This window comes from Nonomuraea sp. NPDC049624, assembly GCF_040675255.1.
Classification (GTDB): domain Bacteria; phylum Actinomycetota; class Actinomycetes; order Streptosporangiales; family Streptosporangiaceae; genus Nonomuraea.
Map to the genome: position 1 here is coordinate 781,169 of NZ_JBFAOR010000003.1, position 17,777 is coordinate 798,945.

The 17,777-nt window shown below is 73.6% G+C and carries 14 protein-coding genes; 8 read left to right on the forward strand and 6 right to left on the reverse strand.

The features are described from left to right. Positions 1 to 199 precede the first annotated feature (199 nt). From AB0J76_RS14950 to AB0J76_RS14960, 3 genes are all read left to right on the forward strand, one after another. On the forward strand, positions 200 to 667 hold the full coding sequence (locus tag AB0J76_RS14950; RefSeq protein WP_352328879.1) for an adenylyltransferase/cytidyltransferase family protein: 468 nt from the start codon (positions 200 to 202) through the stop codon (positions 665 to 667). 73 nt (positions 668 to 740) lie between these two features. Then, positions 741 to 1,325: a hypothetical protein gene (locus tag AB0J76_RS14955; RefSeq protein WP_352328881.1), complete on the forward strand. Its 585-nt coding sequence runs from the start codon at positions 741 to 743 to the stop codon at positions 1,323 to 1,325. Positions 1,326 to 1,365: 40 nt separating this feature from the next. Next, positions 1,366 to 2,109, forward strand: coding sequence for a DUF427 domain-containing protein (locus AB0J76_RS14960; protein WP_364389652.1), 744 nt, complete (start codon positions 1,366 to 1,368; stop codon positions 2,107 to 2,109). Between the two features lie 44 nt (positions 2,110 to 2,153). Here AB0J76_RS14960 and AB0J76_RS14965 read toward each other — a convergent pair whose 3' ends face one another. The 6 genes from AB0J76_RS14965 to AB0J76_RS14990 all read right to left on the reverse strand — a co-directional run bounded on the left by AB0J76_RS14965 (position 2,154) and on the right by AB0J76_RS14990 (position 9,997). Then, positions 2,154 to 2,753, reverse strand: coding sequence for a TIGR03086 family metal-binding protein (locus AB0J76_RS14965; protein ID WP_352330995.1), 600 nt, complete (start codon positions 2,751 to 2,753; stop codon positions 2,154 to 2,156). 136 nt (positions 2,754 to 2,889) lie between these two features. After that, a complete protein-coding gene (locus AB0J76_RS14970) occupies positions 2,890 to 4,152 on the reverse strand; it encodes a M20/M25/M40 family metallo-hydrolase (protein WP_352330993.1) in 1,263 nt (420 codons plus the stop codon). Further along, positions 4,149 to 6,020: a prolyl oligopeptidase family serine peptidase gene (locus tag AB0J76_RS14975; RefSeq protein ID WP_364389654.1), complete on the reverse strand. Its 1,872-nt coding sequence runs from the start codon at positions 6,018 to 6,020 to the stop codon at positions 4,149 to 4,151. The genes AB0J76_RS14970 and AB0J76_RS14975 overlap by 4 nt, the downstream gene beginning before the upstream one ends. A gap of 6 nt (positions 6,021 to 6,026) precedes the next feature. Beyond that, positions 6,027 to 7,061, reverse strand: coding sequence for a C39 family peptidase (locus tag AB0J76_RS14980; protein ID WP_364389656.1), 1,035 nt, complete (start codon positions 7,059 to 7,061; stop codon positions 6,027 to 6,029). A 120-nt stretch (positions 7,062 to 7,181) separates the two neighbouring features. Then, positions 7,182 to 8,294 carry a DUF5925 domain-containing protein gene (locus AB0J76_RS14985; RefSeq protein ID WP_364389658.1) on the reverse strand — a complete coding sequence of 371 codons (1,113 nt, stop codon included), beginning with the start codon at positions 8,292 to 8,294 and terminating at the stop codon, positions 7,182 to 7,184. A 56-nt stretch (positions 8,295 to 8,350) separates the two neighbouring features. Further along, a complete protein-coding gene (locus AB0J76_RS14990) occupies positions 8,351 to 9,997 on the reverse strand; it encodes a serine/threonine-protein kinase (RefSeq protein WP_352328329.1) in 1,647 nt (548 codons plus the stop codon). Positions 9,998 to 10,091: 94 nt separating this feature from the next. Between AB0J76_RS14990 and AB0J76_RS14995 the strand changes: the two genes are divergently transcribed. From AB0J76_RS14995 to scpA, 5 genes are all read left to right on the forward strand, one after another. Beyond that, positions 10,092 to 11,957 (forward strand): potassium transporter TrkA, encoded by a 1,866-nt coding sequence (locus AB0J76_RS14995; RefSeq protein WP_352328328.1) that lies wholly within the window; start codon positions 10,092 to 10,094, stop codon positions 11,955 to 11,957. A 42-nt stretch (positions 11,958 to 11,999) separates the two neighbouring features. Further along, on the forward strand, positions 12,000 to 12,938 hold the full coding sequence (gene mtnA, locus AB0J76_RS15000) for an S-methyl-5-thioribose-1-phosphate isomerase (protein WP_352328327.1): 939 nt from the start codon (positions 12,000 to 12,002) through the stop codon (positions 12,936 to 12,938). Positions 12,939 to 13,016: 78 nt separating this feature from the next. Continuing rightward, entirely contained in the window at positions 13,017 to 13,796 is a 780-nt protein-coding gene (locus tag AB0J76_RS15005) for an N-acetylmuramoyl-L-alanine amidase (protein WP_352328326.1), read from the forward strand. Between the two features lie 45 nt (positions 13,797 to 13,841). After that, positions 13,842 to 15,557: a methylmalonyl-CoA mutase family protein gene (locus AB0J76_RS15010; RefSeq protein WP_352328325.1), complete on the forward strand. Its 1,716-nt coding sequence runs from the start codon at positions 13,842 to 13,844 to the stop codon at positions 15,555 to 15,557. Further along, complete coding sequence (gene scpA, locus AB0J76_RS15015; RefSeq protein WP_364389661.1) at positions 15,554 to 17,698, forward strand: methylmalonyl-CoA mutase; 2,145 nt, start codon at positions 15,554 to 15,556, stop codon at positions 17,696 to 17,698. Before AB0J76_RS15010 ends, scpA begins: the two co-directional genes overlap by 4 nt. The last annotated feature ends 79 nt before the right edge of the window (positions 17,699 to 17,777 follow it).

A 17,777-nucleotide genomic window follows, 5' to 3' on the forward strand; every position in this document is an offset into this window, starting at 1 on the left:
TCCCCCGAATCAGGTGACGTCATGAGACGCGCGGGCAGGGGGCGAGAGATTATCGCGAAAAGGTAGGAATGCTCTTTCCAAGGTCGCCTGCACGACCTGCCGCGGCGACCGAGTACGCTGCGATCGACGAGTCGTCTAGGCCCGTGGGGGAGCAAAGCGTGCACAGCAGCCTACTCGCCCGGCCGTCGGAGGAGGTCGCGTGAGCAGCCTGGAGGCCGTCTGGGTGGAGCCGTACGACCGGCCCGGGGCGGCCGTCGTGACCGGCGTCTTCGACATCCTGCACGTCGGCCACGTGCGCTACCTGGGCGCCGTGGCCGCCCGCGGGCTGCCCCTGGTGGTCGGCGTGGAGGACGACCCGCGCGTGCGGGCGTGGAAGGGGCCCAGCCGGCCGTTCAACCCGGCGGCGGAGCGGGCCGAGGTGCTGGCCGCGCTGCGCTGCGTGTCGGGCGTCTTCGTGGTCGCCGGCCCGCCCGAGGCCCACGGCCCCGAGGACTACATCGACCTGCTCGCGCCGATGCGGCCCGGTGCGCTGGCCCACACCGCCGGCGACCCGCACGCGGGCGCGCGCGCCACGGCGGCGGCCATCCTGGGCGCGGAGTGCTGGGAGATGGCGGCCATCCCCGACCGCTCCACGACCCGCATCGTGAACGCCGCCGGCAAGGGCTGACGAGCCGCCGCCCCGGAGCGGCCGGGGCGTCGCTGAAACGGGCAGCGGCCATGATCGCGTAATCTTTCATGCCATGATGGCCGACCTGGTGGCGAAGCGGGTGACGAACCTGCTGGCACCGCAAGTGCTGGTGATCGTCATGCCGCCCGCCGTGGGCCTGCTCGCCCAGGGATGGACCGGCGCGGCCTGGGGGCTGGTGGCCTCGGCGTTCTGCGGCGGCGTGCCGGCGGCGGTGATCGCGCTCGGCGTGCGCTCGGGGCGGCTCGACTCCCACCACATCGTCGACCGGGCCCGCCGCACCGGTCCGCTGCTGGCCGCCGTGGCCGCCGTGCTGGCCGCGCTCGCGCTGCTGGTCCTGCTGGGCGCGCCGCGGCTGCTGGTGGCCACGGTGACCGCGATGCTGGTCGCCCTGGCGGTGACCGTGCCGATCACCACCCGCTGGAAGATCTCCTTCCACGCCGCCGTCTCGGCGGGCACGGTGGTGGTGCTGGCGCACGTGCTGCCCGCCGTGCCGGTGGCGATCGCCGGCGCGGCCGTGGTGGCGCTGGTGTGCTGGGCCAGGGTCCGTCTCGCCCATCACACGTGGGCGCAGGTCGCGGCGGGTGCGCTCACCGGCACGGTCACCACGTGGGTGACGCTGGCGCTGTTCGGGGTCTGAGCGCCGGAATAGCACCGCCGCCACGCGGGTTGGCGGGGACATGGATGCCACGAACCGGGGCCGGGTCCGCGTCGAGCGGTCGGCCAAGCGCGTGCGGACCTACCTGGGCGGCCGGCCGATCGCCGACACGACCCGGGCCCTGCTGGTGTGGGAAGGCCCCTTCTACCCCACCTACTACTTCCCCCTCCAGGACGTCGAGCAGGCGGCGCTCAAGCCGACCGGCGCGTCCAGGCACTCCCCGAGCAGGGGCGACGCCGCCGTCCACACGGTCACCTCGGGCGCCGCGCAGGCCCCGGAGGCGGCCCTGGTCTACGACGACTCGCCGCTGGAGGAGATCCGCGGGCACGTGCGCTTCGACTGGGACGCCATGGACGCCTGGTTCGAGGAGGACGAGGAGGTCTACGTGCACGCCCGCGACCCGTACACGCGGGTGGACATCCTGCCGAGCTCGCGGCACATCCGGGTGGAGGTCGACGGGGTCACCGTGGCCGACTCGCGCAACGCCCGCATCCTGTTCGAGACCGGCCTGCCGGCCCGCTACTACCTGCCGAAGACCGACGTACGGCTCGACCTGCTGGAGCACACCGACACCGCCACCCACTGCCCGTACAAGGGCACCGCGGAGTACTGGTCGGTCAACGGGAAGAAGGACCTGGCCTGGTCCTACCGCACGCCGCTGCCCGAGAGCGAGCGCGTGGCGGGGCTGATCGCCTTCTACAACGAGAAGCTGGACATCTTCGTCGACGGCGAGCGCGAGGAGCGTCCGCAGACCAAGTTCTCCTGAGCCAGGCCCTGCGCCCCGCCGCTCGGGCGGGGCGCACGCGGGCCTCAGGCGGCCGGCGCCCAGTGCGGGTCGCGGCCCAGGTAGCGCAGCAGGGCGGCGACCTCGTCGCCGGAGGGGTCGTCCGGGAGCGCCTCGGCGTAGGCGCCCCACGGGCGCAACGGGTCGGCGATCTGCCGGGCGACCTCCAATAGCGGCCCGGCCATCTCCGGCGTCAGCGGCGAGGGCTGACCCGTGGCCACGGCGATGTCCCAGGCGTGCACGGCCGCGTCGAGCGCGCACGCCGTCGAGCCCGCCCACGGCGACATCTTGTTCGGCGGCACCGGGGTGGGCACCTCGGCGGCATCGCGGTCGACCGCGGCCCACGCCCTGGCCGAGCGGGTCAGCGCGTCGTCGAGCTCGGCCGCCGGGTCGGCGCCCGGCTCGGCAGGCGGGTCGAACGGGTTGAACGCCGGCCCGGGCTCGCCCGTGAGCGTGGCGGCGAAGCCGATCTGGTCGCCCACCGCGTGCTTGAAGACCTTGGTGACGCTCCACTCGGAGCACGGGGTCGGCAGGCCCCAGCCGCCGGCCGGGATGCCGCTGACGGCCTTGCGCAGCGCCTCGTGCGAGGCGTCCAGAACGTCCCAGCCGCTGATGATGTCGCCCATGTGGAGCTCCTTTCGAGATGACTCCATAATAGCAGAACGGAATGCTTTGTTCCACTAGTTTGCGAGAGCGGCCTGGAGGAGGCGCTGACCGCCTGGTTCGGCCCGGCGGCAGGAGGGCGTCGCCGGGCCGGGACGCTCAGGTGAGCAGGCGGGTCAGCACGCGGGTGCCGAACTCCAGGCCCTCCACCGGCACCCGCTCGTCCTTGCCGTGGAACATGCCGAAGTAGTCCAGGTCGGGCCGGAGCATGAGCGGGGCGAAGCCGTACCCCTGGATGCCGATGGTGGCGAAGGACTTGGCGTCGGTGCCGCCGCTCATCACGTACGGGACCGGCCGCGCCCGCGGGTCCTCGGCCACCAGCGCCCCCGCCAGCTCGTCGAAGAACGCCGACGGGTACGGCGCGGCGGGCGCCTCCTCCAGGTTCACGAACTCGCGGGTGATCTTCGGCCCGAGCAGCTCGTCGATCGTCGCGAGGAACTCCTCCTGCAGGCCCGGCAGGTACCGGCCGTCCACGTGCGCCGAGGCCGTCGAGGGCACCACGTTCACCTTGTACCCGGCGTCCAGCATCGTCGGGTTCGCCGAGTTGCGGATCTGCCCGTGGAACAGCTCGCCGAGCGGGCCCAGCCGGGCGGCCTCGGCGTCCAGCCGGTCCAGGTCGATCGGCCGGCCGGTGATCTCCGACAGGCTCTCCAGGAGCGCGGCGACCGACGGCGTCAGGCGCACCGGCCACTGATGGGCGGCGACCCGCGACAGGGCGTGGGCCAGCGTGGCGACGGGGTTGTCCACGGCGGGCCGCGAGCCGTGGCCCGCCACGCCGTGGGCGGTCACCTTCATCCAGGCGGTGCCGCGCTCGCCGACGGCGATCGGGTAGACCCGCCGCCCGCCGGACTCGACGCTGAAGCCGCCCGACTCGCTGATGGCCTCGGTCACGCCGTCGAACAGGTGCCGGTGCTCGGTCACCGCGTACCGGGAGCCGTGGTCGCCGGTCGCCTCCTCGTCGGCCAGGAAGGCCAGCACCAGGTCCCGCTTCGGCCGCACGCCGCGCGCCGTCATGTCCAGCACGGCCGCGAGCGTCATCGCGCACGAGCCCTTCATGTCCACCGCGCCCCGGCCGTACACGCAGCCGTCGGTGATCTCGCCGGAGAACGGGTGCATCCGCCACTCGGCGGGGTCGGCCGGCACCACGTCCAGGTGGCCGTGGACGAGCAGCGCGTCGGAGGAGTCGCCGTCGATCCTGGCCACGACGGTCGTGCGCCGGGGCTCGGACTCGAACACCACCGGCTCCAGCCCCGCGTCGGCCAGCAGCGTGGCCACGTACTCGGCCGCCGGGCGCTCGCCCGAGCCCGGGTTGGTGGTGTCGAACCTGATCAGGTCCGAGCAGATCTCGGCGACGCTCTTCACGCTCTCCCCTTCAGCGTCAGCGGCGGGACGCCGGGCGTCTCCAGGCCGAAGATCAGCCCGTAGAAGGCCAGCTCGGCCTCCAGCACCGCCACGATGGTCTCTTCCCTGCGCCAGCCGTGCTGCTCGCCGGCGAAGGTGAGCAGAGCCCACTGTTTGCCGTGCTTGTCCAGTTCGGCGGTGAATCGCTCGGCCTGGCTCACGTCCACGATCGCGTCCTCCAGACCGTGCAACATGAGGCATGGGCCCGATGCCCGGGCCGCGTTCAGGAGCGGCGAGCGGTCGGTGTACCGCTGCCGCGTCTCGGGCAACGGGCCCACCAGGCCGTCGAGGTAGCGCGACTCGAAGTCGTGCGTCTCGGCCGCCCAGCTCTCCGGGTCGGTGATCGCGTAGTGCGCGACGCCGCCCGCGAACACGTCGCTGTGCACCAGCGCGGCCACCGTGGTCCAGCCGCCGGCGCTGCCGCCCCGGATCGCGATCCTGGCCGCGTCCGCCAGGCCGAGCTGCACCAGCCCGCGCGCCACCTTTGCGCAGTCCTGGACGTCCACCACGCCCCACTGGTGCCGCAGCCGCTCGCGGTAGGCCCGGCCGTAGCCGGTCGAGCCGCCGTAGTTCACCACGGCCACGCCGATCCCACGGCTGGTGAAGTAGGCGACCTCCAGGTCCAGCACGACCGGCGTGTTGCCGGTCGGGCCGCCGTGCACGAAGATCACGTACGGCGCCGGCCCGGCGACCCCGGCCGGCGGGTGGAGATGGGCGTGCACGCCCTCGATCGTCACCGCCTCCGGCGTGGGCAGCAGCGCCCGGTCGGGCAGCGGCTTGGGGGCCGAGACGACCTCGTGCCCGCCGGTGGCGAGATCGACCAGGGTGACCTCCAGCGGCGTGTACGGCGTCGCCCCCACCGCCGCCGCCTTGCCCCCGGCCGCCGACACCGTCGAGGCCCAGTACGTGTGCTCCGCCCCGCCGATCTCCCGCAGGTCGCCCGTCGCCGGGTCCAGCACGCCCAGGCGGCGGTGGTCGGCGGTGCCGTACACGACGACCAGCCGCTCGCCCGCCGGGGCCAGGCAGGCCAGGCCCGGCTTCCAGGCCGCCGCGCCGAACTCCAGCTCCACGGGGGTGAGGTTGCGCGAGGGGGAGCCGTCGAGGTGCACGAGGTGCACGTTCCACCAGCCGGTCGGGTCGGTGACGGCGTACAGGGACTCCTCGTCGCGCCACTCGGCCTGCGTCACCGACTCCTCGGGGCCGCCGGCCACGACCCGGTGGGGGCCCGCGACGCCGTCCGGGGACAGGGGGGCCACGCACAGCTCGGTGCCGTCCCAGGGCATGTCGGGGTGGTTCCAGCCGATCCAGGCGATCCGGGTGCCGCCGGGGGACAGGCGGGGGTTCATCAGGAAATGGTGGGCGCGGGCGACGACCCTGAGCGGGCCGCCGTCCAGGGGGACCGCGACCAGGTCACGCGCGTCGTCGATCTCGCGGACCGCCCACACCTCGTCGCGGCCGGGCGGCAGGTAGAGGTCGCCGTACCGGGCTGGGCCCTCGGGGGTCAGGGCGACCGGCTCGGCGGCCGTCCCCGAAGCGCCGTCCAGGCGGTAGAGCCGCTGGTCGGCCCAATGGGTGAAGACCAGGCCGCCGCCCGGCAGCGGGCGCCAGGAGCGGCCGCCGTACTCGACCAGGCGGTTGCGGGCGTTCCAGCCCGGAGGCAGCGCGTCGGCGCGCGAGCCGTCGGGCAGGCGGCGCACCACACAGCGCCTGCCGCCCTCGTGCGGGCGCGGCTCGTCCCACCACACCTCCACGCCCTCGGGCGTGGCGACGGCCTCCACCCACTGGGGGCCGCCGTCGGTACGCGCCACATCGATCGGTCGAATACTCATGAAAGATCACCAATTGCCGTTGGTACAGGGAGGCAGCGGGTGCCCGGGCGGGTGGAGGACGTACACGATGCCGCCGCTGCCCGAGCTCCTCAGCCACACGTTCTCGAACGCTGCCCGCGGGTAGATCCGCCGAACCTCGCCGTCCGCGGGCGCGGCGGGGTCGTTGACGACGACGTCGCCCCCGGCGGTGAAGCCGGTGACGACGAGGATGTGCCCGTTCGTGGAGTAGCCGGCGCCGGGCAGCTCGTGGGCCCGGAACGACAGCGAGGCGATCACCGGGATCCCCGCCAGCACGAACGCCTCCAGCTCGGCCGCCGACAGCAGCCTGGTCACGAAGCCGGTCAGCCCGTAGCGCCCGGCGTAGGCCACGTTGAACGGCCAGTTCCCGGTGCCCTGGTAGCCGTCGTCGTAGGTGCCCATGGCCGCGTGGTCCACCGCCGGGGCGGGGTCGTCCGCGCCCACCCAGGCCAGCTCGCCGGGCCCGGGGCCGCGGCCCCAGAAGGCCAGCACCATCGCCACCGAGGCGGGGCTGCACCAGTTCGCGCCGCCGCCGTCCCAGTGCGGGTGGTGCCCGGCGTGCGCGTACTGGGAGTGGCCGGGCACGTCCAGCTCGACGTGCCCGGCCACCCCTGGCGTGCTCACCGTGACCGGACGCTGCGGCAGGGCCGAGGCCAGCACGCCGAGAGAGGTCATCCGCGCGCCCTCGCCGCGCGCGGTGACCCTCAGCTGGAACGCCACGACCGGCCGCCTGGCCACGAACGTGTCCACGGCCACGTCGCCGTCCTCGTCGCCCTGGCCGGGAACCGAGGTGCGCGGCCCGTGCTCGGACCACCGGCCCATGACGTACCACTTGGTCAGCGTGCCCGCCCCGGTCCTGGCCCGCAGCTCCACCTCGACCCCGCCGCCGGGCGGGGTGCGCGCGGTCCACGAGGGCACGAGCTGGGTGGCCGCGAAGCCGACCCGGTGTTCCTCGCTGGTCCACGTGCCTCCGGGCACGGTGAGACGGGTGAAGGCGACGCGCGCCAGATCGACGGTGAGCACCAGCCATATTGTGGTTTCACACCCGGTGTCGCACATCGGTTGGTTTACGTACCAGCCCGGACGTGCCCCCTCAGCGCGCGGGACGCCGGGGACGCGCGCGGCGCCCCCGGCGGGGCCGGATCAGAGGTAGAGGCCGGTGGACTCGTCGGTGCCCGCCGGGGCGATCGCGCGCCCGGCGCGCAGGGCGTACAGCTCGGCGAGGGTCGCCCCCGAGGCGCCCACACCCTGCGACGACCCCAGCCAGGCGACGGCCTCGTCCCTGGTCAGCGGGCCCACCTCGATCTGCGCCAGGCACCGGCCCGGACGGATCACGGCCGGGTGCAGGCGGGTCAGGTCTTCGTTCGTGGTGATGGCCACCAGCACGTCGCGGCCCTGGCCGAGCAGGCCGTCGGTGAGGTTGAGCAGCCGCGACAGCCCCTGCCCCGCCTGGGCCTTGGCGCCCGAGCTGATCAGCTCGTCGCAGTCCTCCAGCACCAGCAGGCGCCACCGCTGCGTGTCGTCGTCGGTGTCGTAGCCGACCGCCACCTCCATCAGGTAGCCCGGGTCGTTGAACAGCCGCTCGGGGTCGAGCACGCAGTCGACCTGGCACCAGTCGTGCCACTGCTTGGCCAGCGTGCGCAGCAGCGTGGTCTTGCCGGTGCCCGGCTGGCCGTGCAGCAGGATGAGCCGGCCGTTGACGTCGGCGGGCGTGGTCGCCATCAGGCGGCCGAGCGCCGGGCGCACCTGCGCCGAGTAGTTCGTGCCGATCTCGTCCCACGGCTGGGCGGTGATCGGCTTCTCCGACCGGTTGCCGCCGTGGGAGCCGCGCCACCAGAAGCCCATCTCGACGTGGTCGGCGTCGGGCATCGGCTCCTCGGCGCCGTCGATGCTCTCCTTCAGCACCGAGGCGGCCAGCTCCTCGCTGGCCGCCGTCACGCTCACCGTGGCGGTGCGGTTGCGGTGCCGCACGACCCGCAGCGTCCAGCCCTCGCCGCAGATGAGCCGCGACTCCGAACCGTCCTCCACCTGCGCGGTGCGCAGCACCCGGCCCTCGGCCGGCTGCAACCGGGCGTCCGGACGTACGCGCTCCAGATTGGCCAGCTTGGACCAGGGCTGGACGCCGGTCGCGAACGGCGACAACGCCAGCGCGTCGATGACGTCGATCGCTGAGTCGGCGTCGTCGATCCAGATGTTCATCGGCAGTTCGGACGAGGAGTCCGCACTGGGGAACGGCACCTCCCTGATCACAGACATAGGTAAAGGATCTCCTTCGTGGGCTCGGATGTCGAAGGGTTATGCGGGTGGTTCGGTCACTTCTTGGTGAGATTGCCGGTCTGGGTGACCATGCCCAGGCCGGGCACGTCCCGCCAGGTGTAGGTGAGAGTGTCGCCTTCCAGCTCCAGCCAGACAGTACCCGGGATGCAGCCGCCCGTGGACGTCCCGAGGGAGAAAGTCAGCCGGTCCGGGCGCACCTCGGTCAGGGTGATCGTGGCGGCGCAGTCGACCTGGGAGTCCTTCTCCTTCCAGGCCGCCCGTGACTGGCCGGCCTTCAGTTCGACCGTGTTCTCGGCCCCGTCGGGGTCGAGCGGGTTGGTGGTGTCGGTGTGGCCCGACCAGGTGCCGGCGAAGGCCGCCGGGATCTTCAGATCGCCGGTGCCGCCGGTGGCCGGCGCCGTAGCGGCCGGGGAGGTGGCGGCGGGCGTGGCCGGGCCGGTGGCCGTGGACGGCGGCGCGGACGGAGGTGCGGAGGGCGGGCTGGACAGGGCGGCGGCCGTGGACGGCGGCGGGGTGGACCGGGTGGCGGTCGAGCCGGGCGTGCGGGTGGTCAGCAGCACCACGCCGCCCGCCACGGCCAGGGCCAGCAGGGCCGCTCCCGCGCCGACCAGGGCGCGGCGTCCCCGATTTCGGGCCGCGCGGCTCTCGCGCGTGTCGGCCGCCCCCGGATCGAGCCTCGGAGACCGCGTTCCCCGCCCTGCTCCCGGCCCCATCTCCGGTCCCGGCCCCGTTCCCGGTCCAGCTCCCCGGCCCGGTCCCGGTCCCGGTCCTCGCCCGGCTCCCGGCGCCGATCCAGGTACCGCGCCCGGGCCCGCGCCCGGGCCTGTGGCCGGGCTGGGGGAGACCAGGGTCATCAGGAGGGCGGCGGCCGTCGGGCGGTGGGCGGGGTCCTTGGCCAGGGCGCCGGCGACCGGCCCGCGCAGCCGGGGCGGCAGCGCCGACAGGTCGGGCTCGGCGTGCAGCACCCGGTGCAGCACCGCCGGCACGGTGTCCGCCCCGAACGGGCTGACCCCCGTGGCCGCGTAGACCATGGTCGCCCCCCACGCGAACACGTCGGAGGCCCCCGAGGCGGGCGAGCCCGCGATCTGCTCCGGCGACAGGTACGCGGGCGTGCCGACCAGCCCCGAGGTGTGCGTCGCCGCCCCCTCGGCCCTGGCGATGCCGAAGTCCACCACCCGCGGCCCGTCCGGCCCGAGCAGCACGTTGGACGGCTTGAAGTCACGGTGGACGACCCCGGCCGCGTGGATGGCCGCCAGCGCGGTGGCCGTGCCGACCGCCAGGCGTTCCAGCTCCCCGCCGCGCAGCGGGCCGCGCCCGGCGGTGCTCCCGGCGGTGCTCCCGGTCGTGCCCCCGGCGGTGCCAGCGGCCGACCGCCCGGCCACCCGGTCGGCCAGCGAGGGCCCGTCCACGAACTCGCTCACCACGTACGGCCGCGAGCCCCGCGTCGAGACGTCGAGCACGCGGGCCGTGCAGAAGGAGGCGATCGACTCCAGCGCGTCGAGCTCGCGCGCCAGCCTGGCCCGGGTCTCCTGGTCACCGGCGTTGAGCAGCTTGACCGCGACCGGCTCCCCGGAGGCGGAGTGGGCCAGGTAGACCACGCCCTGCCCGCCCTCGCCCAGACGCCCGGCCAGCCGGAAATCGCCCAGGAACGCCGGATCGTCCGGTGTGAGGGGGATCACCATGGCGGCTACGTTACCGCTCGCCATGCGGAAGCCAAGATCGCCCGGTACCTTGTGACGTCGGTTAAATCACTCCTTACACGGAGGTATCGGGGAAGTGTCGAGGATCACGGTCCGCGAACGGGCGCGGTACTGGTTCGACAACACCATGTCCAGGGGGACGGCCTCGCTCATCGGCTGGCTCGCGGTGGTGTCGGTCGCACTCATCCTCGTGGTGGCCGCGCTCACGCTCTGGCTCGCGCCCCACGAGCCCGACGGCGTCAGCGGCCCCGGGCAGGTGTTGTGGATCGCCCTCATGCACGCCCTCACCCCCAGCAAGGTCGCCAGCGACAAGGGCTCGTTCGGCTACATGACCGTCATGTTCGCCGGGTCGCTGGGCGGCATCTTCATCGTCAGCATGCTCGTCGGCCTGCTGTCCAACGGCCTCAAGCAGAAGGTGGACCGCCTGCGCAGGGGCCGCTCGCGCATCGTCGAGTCCGGCCACACCGTGGTGCTCGGCTGGTCCGACCAGGTGTTCACGATCGTCACCGAGCTCGTCAAGGCGCACGCCAGCCAGAAGAACTCGGTCATCGCCGTCCTGGCCGACCGCGACAAGCTCGCCATGGAGGAGGACATCCGCGAGCACGTCGGCGACCTCGGCAGGACCCGCCTGGTCTGCCGCACCGGACGTCCCACCGAGCCGCGCGACCTCGGCCTGATGAACCTCACCGCCGCCAGGTCCGTCGTCGTGCTCTCACCCGAGGGCGAGGACCCCGACGCGCACGTCATCAAGATCCTGCTCGCCCTGGCCAAGCGGCACGGCTCCCACCCGCCCGTGGTCGCCGCCCTCGCCTCCGCCCGCAACCTGGCCGCCGCCCGGCTGGCCGGCGGCGCGGACGTGCACCTCGTGGACTCCGACGACACCGCCTCGCGGCTGATCGTGCAGTCCTCCCGCCAGTCCGGCATGTCCGTCGTCTGCATGGACCTGCTCAACTTCGACGGCGGCGAGATCTACCTGCGCGCCGACGAGGAACTGGTCGGCGCCACCTACAGCCAGGCCCTGCACGCCTACGAGACCGCCGCCGTCATCGGCTTACGCGGCCCGGCCGGCGTCGTGCTCAACCCGCCCATGGACACCGTCATCACGGCCAAGGACCAGATCGTCGTCATCGCCCACGACGACTCCCACATCAGGCTCGCCACCGGCGAGCCCCCGATCGACGAACAGGCCGTCATCACCGCCGCCGCCCCGAAGCCCGAGCCCGAACGCACCCTCCTGCTCAACTGGAACGGCCGCGCCGAGCAGATCGTGCGCTACCTGGACGGCTACGTCTCCACGGGCTCGGTCCTGGACATCGCCGCCGACCACCCCAAGGCCGGCGCCGGCCTGACCGGGCTGCGCACCCTCACCGTCAACGTCAAGGACTGCGACACCACCGACCGGTACGCGCTGGAATCCCTCGGCGTCGGCCTCTACCAGCACGTCATCGTCCTGTCCGACGACCGCTTCGACCCCCACCACGCCGACACCCGCACGCTCATGACCCTGCTCCAGCTCCGCGACATGCAGAGCACGCTCGGCGAGCACTACTCGATCGTCAGCGAGATGCACGACGAGGGCAACCGGGCGCTGGCCGAGGTCACCGAGGCCGACGACATCGTCATCAGCGACACCGTCATCGGCCTGCTGCTGGCCCAGCTCGCCGAGAACCGGCACCTCGCCGACGTGTTCGGCTACCTGTTCGACTCGCACGGCTCGGAGATCTACCCCCGGCCCGCCGCCTCCTACGTCGAGACCGGCGCCGAGGTCACCTTCGCCACCATCGTCGAGGCGGCCCGGCGCAGGGGCGAGACCGCGATCGGCTACCGCGACAACGTCTCCAGGAACGTCCCGCCGCACTACGGCATCGTGCTGAACCCCGCCAAGAGCGACACCGTCGTCCTCGGCCGGCAGGACTCGGTGATCGTCCTGGCCGAACGCTGACCCCGCGGCCCGGCCCGGGAGCCGTGGGCTACCGTGTGCGGCGTGAGGACCATCGACTGGGCCGGCGACGCCGTCGAGCTCGTGGACCAGACCCTGCTGCCCGGCCGGTGCGTGCGGCTGCGCGTGGAGACCGTGGCCGAGCTCGTCGCGGCGATCAGGCGGCTGGCCGTGCGCGGCGCCCCCGCGCTCGGCGTGGCCGGCGCGCTCGGCGTCGTGCTCGCCGACGGCGACCTCGGCCAGATCGCCGAGCTGCGCGCGGCCCGCCCGACCGCCGCCAACCTGGCCTGGGGCGTCGACCAGGCCGCCGCCCACCTGGACGAGGGCAGGCAGGCGGTGCTGGCGGCGGCGCTGCGGATCCGCGACGACGACATCGCCGCCTGCCTGGCCATGGGCGAGCGCGGCGCCGCCCTGCTGGAGGGCGACCGGCTGCGGATCATGACCGTGTGCAACACCGGCGGCCTGGCCGCCGTCGAACGCGGCACCGCCCTCGGCGTCGTCCAGACCCTGCACGAACGCGGCCGCCTGGCCGAGGTGCTCGCCCTGGAGACCCGCCCGCTGCTCCAGGGCGCCCGGCTCACCACCTGGGAACTGGCCAGGATGGGCGCGCCGCACCGGCTGGTCGCCGACTCGGCGGGGCCGTACCTGCTGGCCAAGGGCGAGGTGGACGCGGTGCTCATCGGCGCCGACCGCATCGCCGCCAACGGCGACACCGCCAACAAGATCGGCTCGTACGCGCTCGCGCTCGGCGCCGAACGGGCCGGCGTGCCGTTCATCGTGGTCGCGCCCGAGTCCACCATCGACCCCGCCACCCCGACCGGCGACCACATCGAGATCGAGGACCGCGACCCCGAGGAGATCCTCACCGTCGGAGGTGTACGCCTGGCGCCCGAGGGCACACAGGCGCTGAACCCCGCGTTCGACGTGACGCCGCACGATCTGATCACCGCGATCGTGACCGAACGGCGGGTGATCAGACCGTGAAATAACGCGATCCCCTGACCTGCTCACCTCGCTGGCGTTACGCTCGGTCGTCCCGATATCTACTCTCGGAGAGCACTCGTGGACATCGATCTGGTGTTACGCCGCGACTGGCAGGCACGCGCGCCCCGCGGCGCCTACACCCAGCTTGACTCGACCAAGGGCGTCAAGGTCCACTACACCGGCGGCCGGGTCGAACCCGCCATCCTGTCCGACCACGCCGGCTGCGTCTCCCTCGTGCGGTCGATCCAGGCGTACCACATGGACGGCAACGGCTGGATGGACATCGGATACAGCTTCGTCGCCTGTCCGCACCGGAAGGTCTTCGAGGGGCGGGGGCTGCACCATCTGCCGGCGGCCAACGGTCCCGGGCTCAACAGCGGTCACTACGCCGTGCTCGGTCTGGTCGGCAACGCCGGGCTCGTCCAGCCGCCCGACGCGATGCTCGACGCCGTCCTCGACGCCGTCCAGTACGTCCGCGACCGGGGCGGCGCGGGCAAGGAGATCAAGGGCCACCGCGACGGCTACTCCACCGACTGCCCCGGCGACCCCCTGTACGCCTGGATCAGGCGCGGCGCGCCCCGCCCCGGCGGAGGCACCACCCCGCCCCCGCCCAAGGGCGCGCCGCCCTTCCCCGGCCGGCTGCTGAAGTACCCGCCGGTCATGGAGGGCGAGGACGTGCGCACCTGGCAGCGGCAGATGCACAAGCGCGGCCACGACCTGACCGTCGACGGCGCGTACGGCGCCCGCTCGCGCGACGTGTGCCGCACGTTCCAGCGCGAGCAGGGCGTCGAGGACGACGGGATCGTGGGCCCGCTCACGTGGAGGCTGGCGTGGGAGGCGCCGCTCGCCGACGGGTAACCCCCGGATTACTGCGGCGGCCGGGCAGCGCCTACTATCCGTTGCATGGAACTGGCAGCGGGCTTTCCTCCCACCACTCGCGACGACTGGCGGGGGCTGGCGGTCGAGGTCCTGCGCAAGTCGGGGGTCGAGGCGGGCTCGCCCGAGGAGGAGCTGTCCAGCCCGACCTACGACGGCGTGCCGGTCGCGCCGCTCTACGACGCGGGTGACCTGCCGGGCGATCCGGGGCTGCCGGGCGCGCCGCCGTTCACGCGGGGGGCGCGGGCGCGGCCCGGCTGGGACGTCCGGCAGCGGCACGCCGTGGCCGACCCCGAGGCGGTGCTGGCCGACCTGGAGAACGGCGTCACCTCGCTCTGGCTGGTCGTCGGCGACGGCGCGATCCCGGTGGGCGCGCTGCCCGCCGTGCTGAAGGACGTCTACCTCGACCTGGCCCCGATCGTGCTGGAGGCGGGGGAGCACACGCGGGAGGCAGCGGAGGCGCTGTTCGGCCTGGCCGCCGCGCAGGGCGTCACGCCCAGCGGCAACCTGGGCGCGAGCGGCGTCGAGGGGGCGGAGCTGGCCGGGCGGTGCGTCGCGGTCCCGGGGCTGCGCGCGGTCATGGTCGACGCCACGCCGTACCACGACGCGGGCGCCGCCGACGCCGAGGAGCTGGGCTGCTCGATCGCGCGGGGCGTGGCCGAGCTGCGCACGCTCACCGGCGCCGGCCTCACGGTTGAGCAAGCGCTAGGCCAGATCGACTTCCGGTACGCCGCCACCGCCGACCAGTTCGCCACCATCGCCAAGCTGCGCGCGGCGCGCCGGTTGTGGGCCAGGGTGGCCGAGGTGTGCGGCGCCGCCGAGCACGGCGGCCAGCGCCAGCACGCCGTCACCAGCACGGCCATGATGACCGCCCGCGACCCCTGGGTGAACATGCTGCGCACCACGCTGGCCTGCTTCGCGGCGGGCGTCGGCGGGGCGGAGGCGGTCACCGTCCAGCCGTTCGACGCCGCGCTCGGCCTGCCCGACGCCTTCTCCCGGCGCATCGCCCGCAACACGCAGTCGCTGCTGCTGGAGGAGTCGGGGATCGGGCGGGTCGCCGACCCCGCCGGCGGCTCCTGGTACGTCGAGCGGCGCACCGCCGACCTGGCCGAGAGCGCCTGGGCGTGGTTCCAGGAGATCGAGGCCGGCGGGGGCGTGGCGGCCGCCGGCGAGCTGATCGAGCGGCGCGTCGCCGCCACCCGGGCCCGCCGCGCCGACGACATCGCCCACCGCCGCTTCCCGATCACCGGCGTCAGCGAGTTCCCCGATCCCGGCGAGAAGCCGCTGCGCCGGCCACCCGCCCCCGCCGGGCGGCCGGTGGCCCGCTACGCCCAGGAGTTCGAGGCGCTGCGCGACGTGGCCGACGCCCTGCCCGAGCGTCCCAAGGTGTTCCTGGCCACCATCGGGCCGGTCGCCGCGCACACCGCGCGGGCCACCTTCGCCGCCAACCTGTTCCACGCCGGCGGCCTGGCCACCGAGACCGCCGGGCCGGGCGCCGACCCCGAGCAGATCGCCACCGCCTTCGCCGTGAGCGGCGCCGCCGTCGCCTGCCTGTGCTCCACCGACAAGCTCTACGCCCAGCACGCCCGCGCCGTGGCCGCCGCCCTGCGGCACGCGGGGGCGAGACGCGTCTGGCTGGCGGGGAAGGGAGACTACGAGGGCGTGGACGCCTGCCTCTACGCGGGGTGCGACGCGCTCGCCGTGCTCCGTCAGACGTTCGAGGACCTGGAGGTGCTGCGATGATCCCCGACTTCTCGGGCGTCCCGCTCGGGCCGGGGGCCGGCTCCGGCGCGGCGGCCGTTCCCGGGGGCGAGGTGTGGGAGACGCCGGAGGGCATCGGGGTCAAGCCGCTCTACACGGCCGCCGACCTCGACGGGCTCGACTTCCTGCACACCTATCCCGGCGCGGCCCCGTACCTGCGCGGGCCCTACCCCACCATGTACGTCAACCAGCCCTGGACGATCCGCCAGTACGCGGGCTTCTCCACGGCGGAGGACTCCAACGCCTTCTACCGGCGCAACCTGGCGGCCGGGCAGAAGGGCCTGTCGGTCGCCTTCGACCTGGCCACGCACCGGGGTTACGACTCCGACCACCCGCGCGTGGCCGGCGACGTCGGCATGGCCGGGGTGGCGATCGACTCCATCTACGACATGCGGCAGCTCTTCGACGGCATCCCGCTCGACCGCATGTCGGTGTCGATGACCATGAACGGCGCGGTGCTGCCCGTGCTCGCGATGTACATCGTGGCGGCCGAGGAGCAGGGCGTCGCGCCGGAGGAGCTGGCCGGGACCATCCAGAACGACATCCTCAAGGAGTTCATGGTCCGCAACACCTACATCTATCCGCCGGCCCCTTCGATGCGCATAATTTCGGATATTTTCGCTTATACGAGCGAGAAGATGCCGAAGTTCAACTCGATCAGCATTTCTGGGTATCACATCCAGGAAGCCGGGGCGACCTGCGACCTCGAACTCGCCTACACCCTCGCCGACGGCGTCGAGTACCTGCGCGCCGGGATCGCCGCCGGCATGGACGTCGACCGGTTCGCCCCCCGGCTGTCGTTCTTCTGGTGCATCGGCATGAACTTCTTCATGGAGGTCGCCAAGCTGCGCGCCGCCCGGCTGCTGTGGGCCAAGCTGGTGTCGCGGTTCGGGGCGGCCAACCCCAAGTCGCTGAGCCTGCGCACGCACAGCCAGACCTCCGGCTGGTCGCTCACCGCCCAGGACGTCTTCAACAACGTCGCCCGCACCTGCGTCGAGGCCATGGCCGCCACCCAGGGCCACACCCAGTCGCTGCACACCAACGCCCTCGACGAGGCGCTCGCGCTGCCCACCGACTTCTCGGCCCGCATCGCCCGCAACACCCAGCTCCTCCTGCAGCAGGAGTCGGGCACCACCCAGGTCATCGACCCCTGGGGCGGCTCCTACTACGTCGAGCGGCTCACCCACGACCTCGCCGAGCGCGCCTGGGCCCACATCGAGGAGGTCGAGGCGGCCGGCGGCATGGCCAGGGCCATCGAGGCGGGCCTGCCCAAGCTGCGCATCGAGGAGGCCGCGGCCCGTACCCAGGCCCGCATCGACTCCGGCCGCCAGCCGGTCATCGGGGTCAACAAGTACCGCGCCGCCGACGACGAGCCCATCGAGGTGCTCAAGGTCGACAACAGCGCCGTACGCGCCCAGCAGCTCGACAAGCTGGCCCGCCTCAGGGCCGAACGCGACGGCGAGGCCGTGCAGCGCGCCCTCGACGCGCTCACCAAGGCCGCCGAGAACCCCGCGCCGGGCCTCGACGCCAACCTGCTCAAGCTCTCCGTGGACGCCGCCCGCGCCAAGGCCACCGTCGGCGAGATCTCCGACGCCCTGGAGCGGGTGTTCGGCCGGCACGCCGAGCAGGTGCGTACCATCTCCGGTGTGTACCGCGACGAGTCAGGGCCGGCCGAGGCCATCGAGCGCGTCCGCGAGGCCTGCGCCGACTTCGAGCGGGACGAGGGCCGCCGCCCGCGCATCCTGGTCGCCAAAATGGGCCAGGACGGCCACGACCGGGGCCAGAAGGTGATCGCCACCGCCTTCGCCGACCTGGGCTTCGACGTCGACGTCGGCCCGCTGTTCCAGACGCCGGAAGAGGTGGCCAGGCAGGCGGTCGAGGCCGACGTGCACATCGTGGGCGTCTCGTCGCTGGCGGCGGGGCATCTCACGCTGGTGCCCGCGCTGCGGCGCGCCCTGGCCGACCTCGACGCCGCGGACATCATGATCGTGGTGGGCGGCGTCATCCCGCCGGGCGACCACGACGAGCTGCGCGCCGCCGGCGCCGCCGCCATCTTCCCGCCGGGCACGGTGATCGCCGACGCCGCCCTCGACCTGCTCCGGACGCTCACCGGCCGCCCGTAGCCCGGCGGGTCACCGGCCGCCCGTGACCCGCCGGGCGGCTCGCCGGGAAGGTCGCCGGCCGCCTGTGACCCGCCGGGCG